Genomic DNA, 15,111 nt, shown 5'->3' with positions numbered 1-15,111 from the left:
AAGCAGGGAGGTTGATAATGGCGGATTTCAAACGGTCGCAACCGCTGGCGCGCGATGCGATGGCCTACGTCCTGGCAGGCGGACGCGGGAGTCGCCTCAAGGAGTTGACCGACCGGCGTGCAAAACCCGCCGTCTATTTCGGCGGCAAGACCCGCATCATCGACTTCGCGCTTTCTAATGCATTGAACTCAGGCATCCGACGCCTCGGGGTGGCTACCCAATACAAGGCGCATTCGCTGATCCGCCATCTGCAGCGCGGCTGGAACTTCCTGAGGCCGGAGCGAAATGAGAGTTTCGATATCCTGCCGGCCAGCCAGCGCGTATCGGAAACACAATGGTATGAGGGCACGGCCGACGCGGTCTACCAGAACATCGACATCATCGAGGCCTATGGGCCCGAATACATGGTGATCCTGGCCGGCGACCACATCTACAAGATGGACTATGAGCTGATGCTGCGCCAGCACGTCGACGCTGGTGCCGATGTCACTGTCGGGTGTCTCGAGGTCCCTCGCATGGAAGCCACCGGCTTCGGTGTCATGCATGTCGACAACAAGGACGCCATCCTCTCCTTCATCGAAAAGCCGGCTGATCCGCCGGGCATCCCCGACAAGCCCGACTATGCGCTCGCCTCGATGGGCATCTACGTCTTCAAGACCAAGTTCCTGATGGAACAGCTGCGCCGTGATGCTGCCGAGCCGGACTCCAGCCGCGATTTTGGCAAGGACATCATCCCGTACATCGTCCAGCACGGAAAGGCCGTGGCGCACCGTTTTGCCAAGTCCTGTGTGCGTTCGACTGCTGAGGCTGGACCCTATTGGCGCGATGTCGGAACCATCGACGCCTATTGGGAAGCCAATATCGACCTCACCGATATCACGCCGGAGCTTGACCTCTACGACCGCGACTGGCCGATCTGGACCTATGCGGAATTGAAGCCCCCGGCGAAGTTCGTGCATGACGACGAGGGACGGCGCGGCATGGCTGTGTCGTCACTGGTGTCGGGCGACTGCATCGTTTCGGGTGCCTCGCTGAAGCGCAGCCTGATCTTCACCGGAGCCCGCATCAATTCTTATTCCAGCCTCGACCATGTCGTGATGCTGCCGGACTGCCATGTTGGCCGCAATGCGCAACTGACCAATGTCGTCATCGATCACGGTGTGCACATCCCCGAAGGCCTTGTCGTTGGTGAGGATCTGGAACTTGACCGCAAGCGCTTCCGGGTTTCGGAAAGGGGTATTGTTCTGATAACGCAGGACATGATCGACAGGTTGGGAACGTAACGCATGCAGGTTCTGTCCGTCACGCCGGAGATATTCCCGCTGGTCAAGACCGGCGGGTTGGCCGATGTCGCCGGCGCTCTGCCGGTGGCACTGGCCGGCAAGGGCGTGGCGATGCGTTCGCTCGTGCCCGGCTACCCGGTCGTGATGAATGCGCTGAAGAAAAAGAAGGCCGCGGCGACATATCAGGCACTCTATGGTGGCAAGGCCACCGTCCAGGCAGCACAGGTGGACGGGCTCGATCTCTTGGTGCTCGACGCACCGCATCTGTTTGATCGCGTCGGCGGGCCCTATGGCGATGCCAATGGTCGCGACTGGCAGGACAATTGGCGTCGCTTCGCAGCGTTGAGTCGTGTCGGGGGCGATATCGCCGGCGGCGGCATCGACGGCTACAAGCCCGATATCGTGCATGCGCATGACTGGCAGGCGGCGATGACGCTGGCCTACATGCGCTACGGCAAGGCGGTCGGCACGCCATCGCTCATCACCGTACACAATCTGGCCTTCCAGGGTCAGTTCGGCGCCGGCATCTTCGGAGAACTTGGCCTGCCTGCGCAGGCCATGAGCCTCGACGGCGTCGAATATTATGGCGGTGTGGGGTATCTGAAGGCTGGCCTGCAGGCCGCCTGGGCGATCACCACCGTCAGCCCGACCTACGCACAGGAAATCCGCGTGCCGGAGTTCGGCATGGGACTGGACGGACTGATCAACCTGCGGGCTGCCGATCTCCATGGCATCGTCAACGGCATCGACGTCGACATCTGGAATCCCGCTACCGACAAACATCTGGTCTCGACCTATTCCGCCGAGACCCTGGGCAAGCGCATCGCGAACCGGGCGGCGGTGGAAGAACGCTTCAATCTCGCCAAGGACGACAGCCCGATCATCTGCGTGGTCAGCCGTCTCACCTGGCAAAAGGGCATCGACATCCTTGCTGCTGTAGCAGACAGTGTTGTCGCTGCCGGTGCCAGGTTGGCCGTGCTGGGATCCGGCGATCCCGGTCTCGAAGGCGCCTTGCTGGCTGCCGCTGCTCGCCATCGCGGCCGTATCGGCACCGTGATCGGCTATGATGAGGCGCTGTCGCACGTCATGCAGGGTGGCTGCGATGCCATCATCATCCCGTCTCGATTCGAGCCATGCGGCCTGACCCAGCTCTATGGTCTGCGTTATGGCTGCGTCCCGTTGGTGGCGCGCACCGGCGGGTTGGCCGACACGATCATCGATGCCAACGAGGCCGCTGTGGCCGCCGGTGCGGCGACCGGTTTCCAGTTCGCCGCCAACAGTGGTGATGCGATGCTGCACGCGGTACATCGCTTGATGCAGGCACACGGCAATGCCGGCGTCTGGAACTCGATCCAGCGGCAAGGCATGAAAGCTGACGTGTCCTGGGACCGCAGCGCGGAGAAATATGTCGAGCTCTACCGCTCGCTGCTTGCAAGGAAGGTTGCCTGAACGATGATCCGTACCGTTGCCACCAAGCCCTTTGACGACCAGAAGCCCGGCACGTCGGGACTGCGCAAGAAGGTGCCGGTGTTTCAGCAGGAGAATTATGTCGAGAATTTCGTGCAGTCGATTTTTGATTCACTGCAGGAATTTCAGGGCAAGACGTTGGTGCTGGGCGGTGACGGCCGGTTCTATAACCGCGAAGTGGCGCAGAAGGTGATCGCCATCGCCGCTGCCAACGGCTTTGGCAAGGTGATGGTCGGGCAGGGTGGTATCCTGTCGACACCGGCCGCTTCGAATGTCATTCGCAAATACAAGGCCTTCGGTGGCATCATCCTGTCGGCCTCGCACAATCCCGGCGGTCCGCACGAGGATTTCGGCATCAAATACAATGCCGAGAACGGTGGTCCGGCGCCCGAAAAGCTGACCGACGCCATCTATGAGCGCACCAAGGCAATCACCGAATACAAGATAGCCGACATCGCGCCTGTCGACCTCGACACGATCGGCACGGTGCAGGCAGGCGACATGACGGTGGAGGTGATTGATTCCGTCACCGACTACGCCGAGCTGATGGCTGAGTTGTTCGACTTCGATGCGCTGCGCAGACTTTTCAAGTCTGGCTTTCGCATGCGTTTCGACGCAATGCATGCCGTCACCGGCCCATACGCCAAGGAAATCCTGGAAACCCAGCTCGGCGCGGCTGCCGGTACCTGCCGCAACTTCAAGCCACTGCCGGATTTTGGTGGCCACCATCCCGATCCGAACCTTGTCCACGCCAAGCATCTCTATGACGAGATGATGGGGCCGGATGCGCCTGATTTCGGCGCGGCTTCCGACGGCGACGGTGACCGCAACCTGATCATCGGCAAGGGTATTTTCGTCACGCCCTCGGATTCCGTTGCCATGCTGGCCGCCAACGCGCATCTGGCACCGGGCTACAAGGACGGTCTCAAGGGCATCGCGCGCTCCATGCCGACCAGCGGCGCGGCCGACCGCGTGGCGGAGAAGCTCGGTATCGGCATCTACGAGACGCCGACTGGCTGGAAGTTCTTCGGCAACCTGCTCGACGCCGGCATGGCCACGATCTGTGGCGAGGAAAGTGCTGGCACAGGTTCCAACCATGTGCGCGAGAAAGACGGTCTCTGGGCCGTGCTGTTGTGGTTGTCGGTCCTGGCCGCGCGGGGAGAAAGTGCCAAGGAGATCGTCACCGGGCATTGGGCTGAATATGGCCGCAATTACTACTCCCGCCACGACTACGAAGAAGTCGACAGCGCCCGTGCCAACGCGCTGGTCGATGAACTGCGCGCCAAGCTAGCCACGCTTGTGGGAACGGTTGTGCGGGGCTTGAACGTCGCAGCGGCCGACGACTTTTCCTATCACGATCCGGTCGATGGTTCCGTCAGCCAGAAGCAGGGCATCCGCATCCTGTTCGAGGGTGGCTCGCGCGTGGTGCTGCGGCTCTCCGGTACCGGCACGTCGGGCGCGACGCTGCGTGTCTACATCGAGCGCTACGAACCGGATCCTTCCAAACATGGCCTCGACACGCAGGAGGCGCTGGCCGACCTCATCGCGGCCGCCGACGACATCGCCGGCATCAAGCGCCATACCGGTCGTGACAAGCCCAGCGTGATCACCTGAACCGTCTCGGCGGCAGGACCAGAGCGTTTCCGTTTTAAGCGGAAGCGCTGCGGTTCTCTTGTAGTCACGCAACTCAGGACGCAAAACCGCTGCGCACTTTTCCCGGAATTGCTTTAGGGAATGTTGGGCTCGACCACATTGGCGAGTTGCAGCAGCGACTCCTGCCAACCGAGATAGCAGCCGGCTTCCGGGATCAGGTCCGGTATGCCGGCCTGCTCGATCCTGAGGTCGGTGCCGCAGAACACTTCTGTGAGTTCAACCGTCACCTTGATCTCTCCGGGCAGGTTGGGATCATCGAAGCGATCGGTGTAGACGAGCTTGCGGTTGGGCTCGAGTTCCAGGAACTCGCCACCGAAGGAATGCGCATGGCCGGTCGTGTAGTTCCTGAACGCCATGCGGAAGCTGCCGCCAACCTTGGCGTCGACATGCTCGACGCTGCAAAGGAAACCGTAGGGCGGCAGCCAACGCGACAGGGCATCGGCATCGAGGAAGGCACGATAGACTTTTTCGGGCGGAGCTTTCAGGACACGGTGCAAGCGGATGGTGTAGGGCACGACTTACTCCTCATCGGTTGCCGGCAAGAAATTCGGGTGAAACAGCCAGTATCGACTTTCTGAAACAGGGTGATGAAACGCGTGGTTTCGCGTCGCGGCAAGCTTGCTATTGTTGCTTGCTGGCGAGTCGCACACAACACTGAATTCACTGCAGGAGCGCATGGCCCCCGCCACACTCGGAGCACGACCCGACGCATCAGGCACCGAATTTGCGGTCTGGTCCAGCCGTGCCGGAAAGATCGAGCTCTGCCTGTTCGACGCCGCCGATCATGAGATCGAGCGCCTGCCGATGGTGCGCGGCGAGGACGGGATCTTCTGGCTGCGTGCGAAGGGCATCACGGCAGGCGCACGCTATGGCTATCGAGCCGATGGCGACTACGACCCAGCTCGGGGCCTTTGGTTCGATCCTGACAAATTGTTGGTCGATCCCTACGCCGTCCTCATCGACCGCCCCTATGTCTACGATGCGAAGCTCGGTGCAAGACGCGGAGAAGGTGGCGATACCGCGCCTTTGGTGCCGAAGGCGGTTGTTGCGGCCCTGTCCAGCGTACCGTCAGTGCCGCCGCCGTTGTTCCAGCCCGGCGGGTTGATCTACGAACTGCCTGTCCGCGCTTTCTCCATGCGCCATCCGGACGTCCCGGAGAATGATCGCGGTACGCTGCGCGCGCTTGCACATCCGGTCGTTATCGATCATCTGAAGAAGATCGGCGTTTCCGCTGTCGAATTGATGCCTGTCACCGCAAAGATCGACGAACGCCATTTGCCGCCGCTTGGCCTGACCAATGTCTGGGGTTACAACCCTGTTACGTTCATGGCGCTGGATCCGCATCTGGCGCCGGCAGGTATTGACGATCTGCATGCCGCAACGGATGCCCTGCGCAAGGCTGGCATCGGCGTCATCCTCGATCTGGTTTTCAATCATACCGGCGAGAGCGACGAACACGGCCCAACACTGTCGCTGCGTGGCCTGGACAGTCTCGCCTACTATCGCCAGACCTCGGACGGCCGGTTGATCAATGACACCGGCACCGGCAACACGCTTGCCTGTGACCACCCGGCGGTGCGCGATCTTGTACTGGCGAGCTTGCGCCATTTCGTGCGCCATGCCGGTGTAGACGGTTTCCGTTTCGACCTCGCTCCCGTGCTGGGGCGCGACGACAACGGCTTCACACCGAATGCGCAACTGCTTGCGGCCATGCGTGCGGATCCGGTTCTTTCAGACCGTATCCTGATTGCCGAGCCTTGGGATATCGGGACGAGTGGCTATCAACTCGGCAGGTTCGGTTCCCCCTTTCTCGAGTGGAACGACAAGTATCGCGACGATGTCCGCCGATTCTGGCGCGGCGATGCCGGTCTGGTCGGACGGCTGGCGACGCGGCTGGCCGGGTCTTCGGATGTTTTCGCGGGCGAAACGCAAAGCCGCAGCGTGAACTTCATCGCCGCTCACGACGGCATGACGCTCGCCGACCTCGTGCGCTACGAGAAAAAGCACAACCAGGCCAATGGCGAAGCCAACCGTGACGGCCATGACGAGAACCTGTCCTGGAACTTTGGTGTCGAGGGCGAGAGCGCGGAACCTCGTATCGCGGCTCGACGCGCCGGCGACCAGCGGGCGCTGCTCGCGACGCTGTTTGCCTCCCGTGGCACCATCATGCTGACTGCAGGCGACGAATTCGGCCGCAGCCAAGGTGGTAACAACAACGCCTACGCGCAGGACAACGAGCTCACCTGGCTGGATTGGGGCAGGCGCGATCAGGCCCTGGAAGATCATGTCGCCGCTCTGTCGGCTTTGCGCGCCGATCTGCCTGGGCTGCGCAACACAGTCTTTTTGACCGGAAAGCCGCGTGATGACGGCGGGTTGCCCGATGTCGTCTGGATGACGGAGACCGGTCTGCCGATGGATGAGGCAGCCTGGAATGATCCGAGCCGGCGCCGCCTGGCTATGGTGCTGGGCAGTGCCGGCGTCGACGGAGGCCGGCTCGCCGTTCTGGTCAATGGCGACCGGCGATCTTCGACCTTCGTCATGCCGCTGCGCGATGGTTATCGCTGGTTCGATGCCCTTGACCCCAATGCATCTGCCGAGGCTTGGCGCCTGATCGAGGGCAGGGCGGTCTGCTTCATGATCGAGCGTGAGTGGGACGAGAACGGTGGAGAGCCGAGATGACCAATCCCGGAAACGAATGGTGGCGCGGCTGCGTCATCTACCAGATCTATCCGCGGTCCTTTCAGGATACGACCGGCGACGGCAGCGGCGATCTCAAAGGTGTCACAGCGCGGCTTGCTCATGTCGCCTCGCTCGGCGTCGACGCCGTTTGGCTCTCGCCTTTTTTCAAGTCTCCCATGGCCGACATGGGCTACGATGTTTCCGATTACCGTGCCGTCGACCCCATTTTCGGTTCGTTGGAGGATTTCGATGCGTTGCTGGCCGAGGCGCACCGGCTGGGACTGAAGGTCATCATTGACCAGGTGCTGTCGCATACGTCCGACCGGCATGATTGGTTCCGGGAAAGCCGTGCCAGCCGCGACAATGAAAAGGCGGATTGGTACGTCTGGGCCGAGGCAAAGCCGGATGGCTCACCCCCAAATAACTGGCTGTCGGTGTTCGGAGGTCCTGCCTGGGAATGGGACGCGACACGACGGCAGTACTACATGCACAATTTCCTTGCCGCCCAGCCGGATCTGAATTTCCACAATCCCGCGGTGCAGGATGCGCTGCTGGACAGCGTTCGGTTCTGGCTGGAGCGTGGCGTCGACGGCTTTCGCCTCGATACGGTGAACTACTATGTCCACGATCGCTGGCTGCGCTCCAATCCACCTCTGACGGCAAGCCTCGCGGGCACGTTGACTGAAACCAATCCTTATCTTTTCCAGGAGCATCTGTTCGACAAGACGCGGCCGGAAAACCTTGAATTCCTGAAGCGCTTCCGTAGCTTGATCGACGAATATGGCGACCGCGCGGTGGTCGGCGAAGTGGGTGACGAAGGCCGATCGTTGCAGACCATGGCGGCCTACACTTCGGGCGCCGATCGCCTCAACATGTGCTATACTTTCGATCTGCTGGGACAGGCCTTTTCGGCCGCGCATGTACGTGGCTGCGTCGAGGCGTTTGGCGCTGCCGCGCCGGAAGGCTGGGCCTGTTGGGCGTTTTCCAACCACGATGTCGTTCGCCATGTCAGTCGCTGGACGCCTCCTGGTGGAGATGGCGACGTCGTGGCGAAGTTCGCCATTCGATTGATCGCTTGCCTGCGCGGTTCGATCTGCCTTTACCAGGGCGAAGAACTTGGCTTGCCCGAAGCCGAGCTCGCCTTTGAAGATCTGCGCGATCCCTACGGCATCCGCTTCTGGCCGGGTTTCAAGGGGCGCGATGGCTGTCGGACGCCGATGCCTTGGGAGGCTGGTGCCGTCAATGCAGGTTTTTCGACTGCGAAACCATGGCTTCCTGTACCGGAAGAGCACCGCATTCGCGCCGTTGATGTTCAAAGCGATAGCAACGAGAGCGTGCTTGCCGTCTATCGCGCGGTGTTGGCGTTGCGCCGGCAGCATCCATCGCTCGCAACGGGCTCGATCTGTTTCCTGGATGCGGAGGGCGATGTGCTTGCCTTTGTGAGGAAAGGAGAAGGAGAGACGTTGCTGTGTGTCTTCAATTTCACCGGCGGGGATGCCGTCTGGTCGTTGCCCGACGGGTTGGAAGTCGCGGAAGTACTTGATTTCGCCGGGGGCGAAGCTGTCGGCATTGATGCGAATGTTTCGCTGCCGCCGCTGGGGATGTTTCTAGCCAGGCTGGTAAATTGAAGGAAGACGGAGGGCAAGCCCTCCGTCTTCCTGCTTCGGGTATCGCGAATAGCGTTTATTGCACGAGGACCGATTGTCCGCAGGTGGCTCCGGTCACCCGCACGTCAGCCTCGCCCAGCCCGATGCCGAGAGATGAGAGCAGCCACGCGAGGACGTTGTCCAGCGGGGTGGTAATCGTTTGCAGGATGGGAATCAGTGCCGGGCGGATGGTGTTCAGGAGAAGGTCCGTGATGAGGTCCAGTTTTATACCCAAGACGGTTGCACTCAATTGCAGATTTCCGAGCAGTGAGGTTGTTGCCGAATTGGTATAGTTCGTCGTTTTAACAGTTTTGGCCGTTTTGGCGGTTATGTCCGTATTGTTGAATGTCAGATTTGTCGTGTTCGTATTGCCGATGTCGATATCGGCATAAGCATTCACAGTCACGAGATTGAGCTGCAGCAGCAACAAGTTGATTCCTACATTCAGGATAGGTGCCGGGGTAAAGCTCTGCGGTTGTGTGAAATCGGCGAAACCCGTCCCTGTGGTCTGTGCGATCTTCACGTCACCGATCCCTGGGCGGGCTGCGATCGTGACAACACGGCTCGCGGGCTGTCCGGTCGAGCAACTGATGTCACTCAGTGTGGCTTCGGCATAAGCCAGTTCCACGTTGACCGGTAATGTGATTACTCCTGGGTTGCCCTGTTGGTCCTTTTTGATATCGACGCCCGGCGTCAGTTGACTGGAGGCCGGAAGAACCTCGACGACCAGTTTCAACCGTGTCTGGGCGGTGCGTACCACGTCCCCTTTCTGCCCCACCCTGAACCATGGGGAGGATTGAGGTGGTTCGCCAACGGCGAGCAGGATGCTGATCTTCAGCACGCCCGGAATGTTCACGGCAGCTCCGAGATCGATCTGCTTGTTCCCGTTGGCGAGGCCGGCCGCCGCGGACACCATGTTGAACAGGCCGGCATCGACAGTCAGGCCGGCTGGTCGCTGGCCGAGGCCGAGGCGTCCGACATTTCCAAGGTCGACAAGGGCATTGAGCGGTATCTTGATCAGGTTGGTCGCGCCTGCCGCCAGGGTTTGCAGCGCAAGCTGGCTGCGTGAATCCAGCCCAGGCACGCTGGCCAGCGCGCTGAGGATCTGTCCGATGGTGGCCTTGGAGCCAAGTACATCTGAATAGCTGACGCCGGTAAGGTTCAGCTTGATGGCAAGCTGATCCAGAAACGACAGAACGTTCACATCGGCGCTGAGCAGCGAGTTATAGTCCATCACGTTGAGCGCGACATTGGTGCCGAGAAGGCCGCCGAGTACGGCATTGAGCAGGGGGCTTTTGCTGGTGTCGACTGATGCCAGCCGCGAGCCGACGGAGAAGGCAGCCTGCGGTGTGACCGAGGCGATGGCGTTGTTGCTGATTATCGGCGGGCTCATGAAGGCCCCGCCAAAATACATTGTGCCAACCTTGCGCACCGACACCGAGACCGCGTTGTAGGGCTGCACATTGGCCTGGAAACGCTGGCCGATAGCCAAAGTCGGTGTGTATCGGCCTCGCACGACACTCACCAGCGGGTTTGCAGGGGTTGGTGTGCCTGTGCCGGGTTGGACCACCGTCGCGCCGGTCAGGCCGTTGTCGTTCAAGGTGTTCAGCACAGCCTGGTTGGCATTGGTGATGTTTGAGCCCGCCGCGATAGCGGCAAGGTCGGTGATGGATTGCGATGCGCGCCGCTCGGTGTAGAGAGAGCCTTCATCAATGGCGACGGCCATCAATGCAAAGACGACGGGCATGGACAGTGCCGCCATGATGGCGAAGTTGGCGTTCCGATCAGGCAGGAAGCGTTGAACCAGACCGCGCAGACTGGATGAAGCGCTCATCAGATGCCCCCGACACGGATCGTGGACTGGCGCGCGATGTTCGTGCCAGGCAGCGGCAACCCGGACAGGAGGTTCCAGATCGGGAGGTTGCGCGCATCATAGGTAACGGAAACGACGAACTGGCTGCCGTCGGCTGTGCTGTCCCTGGCCACCACGGTGAGCTTGGTGGCATCGACAAACGGATAGCCTGCGGCGTTGTTGGCCAGGAAGGTGGTAACGAGCGATTGACGCTCGGTCTGGTTCAGCCCGCCGATCGCAGTGCGGGCCGCGTCCGCCGCTATCTGTTGAACAGAATGGCTGGCACCAAAATAGATGCCGTATGCAACCATTCCGAGCAGAAAGAGAACGAACAGCGGCGCAAGCAAAGCAAACTCTACCGCCGAAGTTCCGTCGTCGTTTTCTTTCCATCTCGAAATTTTCGAGTGGAGAGTGAAAGTTGAGACTCCTCGTATACTATGCATGCTTTCTCCCGCCTAAAAAAGAAAAGCCTACAAAAGTACATTCGAAAGTAACCGGTGGTTGCTTAATGCCGCATTAATATTTTGGGCGGCTGTCAAACGAGTTGGGTTTTTCGTGGGTTAAGCCGAATAATGGTTAGTTATGGGTTACGTATTTGATTTTATTAATCTTTCGAAACATCTGCACAACTATCCATGAAAGATGACGCTGGGGAAGGTTGAAGGTGTGTTGAAATAAAAATTCGCGGCGTTAGTGTCTGGCCATCTGCTGCGGAGAGGGAACCGCGGCTCGCCCCAGGAGAGGCCGGTGTACGGCCTGCGGGCGTCAACGTCCCGCGAGCCCCGATAGGGCCGGCTCGCATGAGAAAGGGAGAATTGATTCCATGCTGAAAACAATGCTGAAGGCGACCGTGTTCGCCTCTACGCTCGCTTTGTCGAGCGGTGCCTTCCATTCGGCGGCATTTGCCGAAGTGGTCTATAATCGCGGCAGTGCCGCCGAGCCGGAAACCGTCGATCCGCACAAGACGTCGACTGTCTATGAAGCCCATGTGCTGCGCGACCTGTTCGAAGGCCTGGTCATGCAGGACGCCAAGGCCGATCTCATTCCGGGCGCCGCAGAAAGCTGGACGATTTCCGACGACGGCAAGACCTATACTTTCAAGCTGCGCAAGGATGCGGTCTGGTCGGATGGCAGCCCGGTGACGGCTGACGACTTCGTCTATGCCTTCCATCGCCTCGAAGATCCGGCGACCGGCGCTGAGTACGCCTCGATGCTGTATCCCGTGGTCAAGGCGGAAGACGTCAACAAGGGCAAGGCCAAGCCCGAAGAGATGGGGATCAAGGCGATCGACCCGCTGACCCTCGAAGTCAAGCTCAATGCGCCGACGCCTTACTTCCTCGAAATGCTGACCCACCAGGCCGCCTATCCGGTCAACAAGGCTTCGATCGAGAAGCTCGGCGCGGAATGGGTGAAGCCGGGCAAGCTGGTTTCCAACGGCGCCTATACGCTCGCCGAATGGGTGCCGAACGACCACATCAAGATGGTCAAGAACCCGAAATTCCACGATGCGGCCAACGTCAAGATCGATGTGGTCAACTTCATCCCCACCGAAGACCGTTCTTCGGCGATGAAGCGCTTCGAAGCCGGTGAAATGGACAGCTATGATGATCTGCCGACCGAGCAGCTGCCCGACCTGAAGGCGAAGTTTGGCGATCAGATCCGTGTCGCGCCGTACCTCGGCACCTACTACTACGCGATCAAGACCGACAAGAAGCCCTGGGACAACGTTGAACTGCGCAACGCCATCTCCGAGGCGATCGACCGCGACTTCCTGGCCGAGAAGGTCTGGAACAATTCAATGTTCCCCGGCTATTCGATGGTGCCTCCGGGCATCAAGGGCTATACGCCCGCCATGGCCAAGTTTGCGGAGAAGTCGCAGATCGACCGCGAGGACGAAGCCAAGAAGGTCCTGGAGAAGCTTGGTTACGGTCCGAACAACCCGCTGAAGATGGAAATCCGCTACAATACTTCGGAGAACCACAAGAACACCGCCGTCGCCATCCAGGAGCAGCTGAAACCGCTGGGCGTCGAGGTTACCCTTCTCAACACCGACACCAAGACCCACTATGGCTTCCTTGAGCAGAAGGGCAATTACGACGTTGCCCGCGCTGCCTGGATTGCCGACTATCAGGATCCGGAAACCTTCCTCGGCATCACCCGCAAGGACAGTGGCAACAACTATTCGAGCTACAACAGCCCGAAATTTGAAGAAGCCATGAACAAGGCCGCCGCTGCTGGTGGCAATCCGGAAGAGCGCATGAAGCTGCTGAGCGACGCCGAACGCGTCCTGATCGACGAAGTCGGTCAGATTCCGCTGCTCTACTACAGCTTCCACAACATCGTCTCTCCGAAGTTGCACGGCTTCGAAGACAATGTGATGGACGTGCATCCTTCGCGCTTCATCAGCAAAGACCAATAATCCGTATGGACCGCCGTCTCCAACAGGAGACGGCGGCTTCCTGCGCTTGTGAGGTCTGGCGACTATGTTGATTTATGTGTTCCGGCGGCTTTTGACCGCCATCCCGACGCTATTCGTAATCGTTACGCTGGCGTTTTTCCTGATCCGGGTGGCCCCTGGCGGCCCCTTCAACCAGGAGCGCGGGTTAAGTCCCGTCATCAAAGCCAATCTTGAGGCCCAGTTCGGGCTCAATGATCCGCTCTGGAAACAATATCTGAATTATCTCAACAACTTGCTGCATGGCAGTTTCGGGCCGAGCTACAATCTGCCTGATTTCACCGTTGGCGAGCTCTTTTGGAAAGGGCTGCCGATCTCGGTCCAGCTAGGCACCTCCGCCTTGATCCTGGCACTGATCCTCGGCTCCATCCTTGGTGTCGTCGCCGCGCTCAATCAGAACAAGACGGCAGACTACGCCGTGATCGCCGTGGCAACCGCCGGCTCGACGATCCCCACCTTCGTCATCGCGCCTTTGATCCAGCTTGTCTTTGGGCTGAGCTGGAAACTGTTGCCGATCGGTGGCTGGGGTGACGGCGCCTTGATCAACAAGATCGGCCCCGTCATCACACTGGCCCTGCCGCAGATTGCCATCGTGGCGCGCCTCATGCGCGGTTCGATGATCGAATCCCTGCGATCGCATCATATTCGAACAGCGCGGGCGCTCGGTCTTTCCGACTGGTCGGTCGTGGTCAAGCACGCTTTGCGAGGCGCATTGCTGCCGATCGTGTCTTATGCCGGTCCCGCAGCGGCGGCGCTGCTGACCGGTTCGATCGTGGTCGAGACCATCTTCTCGATCCCCGGGGTCGGCCGATACTTCGTCGATGCGGCGCTCAACCGTGACTACACGCTGGTGATGGGCACGGTGGTGGTGATCGCGATCTTCACGATCATCTTCAACCTGATCGTCGATATCCTCTACGCCGTGGTCGATCCGAGGGTGCGCTATGACTGAGATCGCAGCCACCTCCGCTCCTGCCTCAACCGTGGTGGGCCGCTCGCTCTGGGGCGATGCCTGGGCGCGATTGAAAGCCAATCGTGCTGCCATGATCAGCCTCTGTTATCTGATCCTGATGGGGCTGGTCTGCATCATCGGTCCCTGGTTCGTGCCGCACCAGTACACAACGATCTATTCCGACTATGTGCGCACGCCGCCCAGTTTTTCGGCCTATCCGAAGGAAGAGATGATCAAGACTGCGCTGGACGATGTGGTTCGGCGCATGCGTGTCGATGTCAAGGACGTGAAGCAGGATGGTAGCAATCTCACCATAACCCTGACCTCGTCCAAGCCGATCGATGAACGCTATCTGCGCTACCTGGACCGTTCTGATACCTTCGATGGCGCGCAGGTGCTGAGCAAGTCGCCGGAAGGCAACGAAATCGTCATCGGCACGACGGTGCGACAGGCCTATTTCTTCTTCGGCACCGATAATATCGGCCGTGATCTGTTGTCCCGCACCCTGGTGGCGGGGCGGATTTCGCTGGCCATCGGCCTGCTTGCCGGTGTCGTCGCCGTCGTCATCGGCGTGCTCTACGGCGCTACGGCAGGCTTTGCCGGCGGCAAGGTCGATGAAGTCATGATGCGCATCGTCGATGTGCTCTATTCACTGCCTTTCATCTTTTTCGTCATCATGCTGGTGGTGTTCTTCGGGCGAAACTTCGTGCTGATGTTCCTGGCGGTCGGCGCCGTGCTATGGCTGGACATGGCTCGCATCGTCCGCGGCCAGGCATTGTCCATCCGCCGGCAGGAGTATGTGCAGGCGGCGGAGGCGCTTGGAGTTGGCCAGCGCGGTATTCTGCTGCGCCACGTCATTCCCAATCTGCTCGGCCCGGTCGTCATCTACATGACGTTGCTCGTGCCGCAGGTCATCATCCTGGAAAGTTTCCTGTCGTTCCTGGGGCTTGGCGTGCAGGAACCGATGACGAGCTGGGGCGTGCTCATCTCCGCCGGAGCCAAGAACATCGGTACCGCCAATTGGTTGCTGTTGTTTCCAGCCTTCTTCCTTGTTTCGACGCTGTTTGCGCTGAACTTCGTCGGCGATGGCCTGCGCGATGCGCTCGATCCGAAGGACCGTTGAG

11 protein-coding genes are annotated in these 15,111 nt (G+C 60.1%); 8 read left to right on the top strand and 3 right to left on the bottom strand.

The annotated features are described in order from the left end of the window. Window positions 1–17: 17 nt before the first annotated feature. From glgC to ACFJIU_RS15945, 3 genes are read left to right on the top strand one after another with little or no spacing between them, the layout of a single operon-like run. On the top strand, window positions 18–1,283 hold the full coding sequence (glgC, locus tag ACFJIU_RS15955) for a glucose-1-phosphate adenylyltransferase (RefSeq protein ID WP_379061359.1): 1,266 nt from the start codon (window positions 18–20) through the stop codon (window positions 1,281–1,283). 3 nt (window positions 1,284–1,286) lie between these two features. Beyond that, window positions 1,287–2,732 (top strand): glycogen synthase GlgA, encoded by a 1,446-nt coding sequence (gene glgA, locus ACFJIU_RS15950; protein WP_379061357.1) that lies wholly within the window; start codon window positions 1,287–1,289, stop codon window positions 2,730–2,732. Window positions 2,733–2,735: 3 nt separating this feature from the next. Further along, window positions 2,736–4,364: an alpha-D-glucose phosphate-specific phosphoglucomutase gene (locus tag ACFJIU_RS15945; protein WP_379061355.1), complete on the top strand. Its 1,629-nt coding sequence runs from the start codon at window positions 2,736–2,738 to the stop codon at window positions 4,362–4,364. A 113-nt stretch (window positions 4,365–4,477) separates the two neighbouring features. Here the strand turns inward: ACFJIU_RS15945 and ACFJIU_RS15940 are convergent, their stop codons facing one another. Further along, window positions 4,478–4,918 carry an SRPBCC family protein gene (locus ACFJIU_RS15940; protein ID WP_379061353.1) on the bottom strand — a complete coding sequence of 147 codons (441 nt, stop codon included), beginning with the start codon at window positions 4,916–4,918 and terminating at the stop codon, window positions 4,478–4,480. Between the two features lie 160 nt (window positions 4,919–5,078). Here ACFJIU_RS15940 and glgX point away from each other — a divergent pair, with 160 nt between their 5' ends. Both glgX and ACFJIU_RS15930 read left to right on the top strand, forming a co-directional pair. After that, entirely contained in the window at window positions 5,079–7,082 is a 2,004-nt protein-coding gene (gene glgX, locus ACFJIU_RS15935) for a glycogen debranching protein GlgX (protein WP_379061351.1), read from the top strand. Then, window positions 7,079–8,710 carry an alpha-glucosidase family protein gene (locus tag ACFJIU_RS15930; protein ID WP_379061349.1) on the top strand — a complete coding sequence of 544 codons (1,632 nt, stop codon included), beginning with the start codon at window positions 7,079–7,081 and terminating at the stop codon, window positions 8,708–8,710. The genes glgX and ACFJIU_RS15930 overlap by 4 nt, the downstream gene beginning before the upstream one ends. A 55-nt stretch (window positions 8,711–8,765) precedes the next feature. Here ACFJIU_RS15930 and ACFJIU_RS15925 read toward each other — a convergent pair whose 3' ends face one another. Both ACFJIU_RS15925 and ACFJIU_RS15920 read right to left on the bottom strand, forming a co-directional pair. Further along, a complete protein-coding gene (locus ACFJIU_RS15925) occupies window positions 8,766–10,562 on the bottom strand; it encodes a pilus assembly protein TadG-related protein (protein ID WP_379061347.1) in 1,797 nt (598 codons plus the stop codon). Then, window positions 10,562–11,023, bottom strand: a complete 462-nt coding sequence (locus ACFJIU_RS15920; protein WP_379061345.1) for a TadE/TadG family type IV pilus assembly protein — start codon at window positions 11,021–11,023, stop codon at window positions 10,562–10,564. Before ACFJIU_RS15920 ends, ACFJIU_RS15925 begins: the two co-directional genes overlap by 1 nt. A 380-nt stretch (window positions 11,024–11,403) precedes the next feature. Here ACFJIU_RS15920 and ACFJIU_RS15915 point away from each other — a divergent pair, with 380 nt between their 5' ends. The 3 genes from ACFJIU_RS15915 to ACFJIU_RS15905 all read left to right on the top strand — a co-directional run bounded on the left by ACFJIU_RS15915 (window position 11,404) and on the right by ACFJIU_RS15905 (window position 15,110). Further along, complete coding sequence (locus ACFJIU_RS15915; RefSeq protein WP_379061342.1) at window positions 11,404–12,999, top strand: peptide ABC transporter substrate-binding protein; 1,596 nt, start codon at window positions 11,404–11,406, stop codon at window positions 12,997–12,999. Window positions 13,000–13,063: 64 nt separating this feature from the next. Next, window positions 13,064–13,987 (top strand): ABC transporter permease subunit, encoded by a 924-nt coding sequence (locus ACFJIU_RS15910; protein WP_379061340.1) that lies wholly within the window; start codon window positions 13,064–13,066, stop codon window positions 13,985–13,987. Beyond that, window positions 13,980–15,110: an ABC transporter permease gene (locus tag ACFJIU_RS15905; RefSeq protein ID WP_379061338.1), complete on the top strand. Its 1,131-nt coding sequence runs from the start codon at window positions 13,980–13,982 to the stop codon at window positions 15,108–15,110. The genes ACFJIU_RS15910 and ACFJIU_RS15905 overlap by 8 nt, the downstream gene beginning before the upstream one ends. Window position 15,111: the final 1 nt, after the last annotated feature.

The organism is Mesorhizobium sp. UC74_2, assembly GCF_042701485.1.
Classification (GTDB): domain Bacteria; phylum Pseudomonadota; class Alphaproteobacteria; order Rhizobiales; family Rhizobiaceae; genus Mesorhizobium.
Note: the sequence above shows the minus strand (reverse complement) of the source record. Positions and strands in the feature narration are given on the sequence as shown.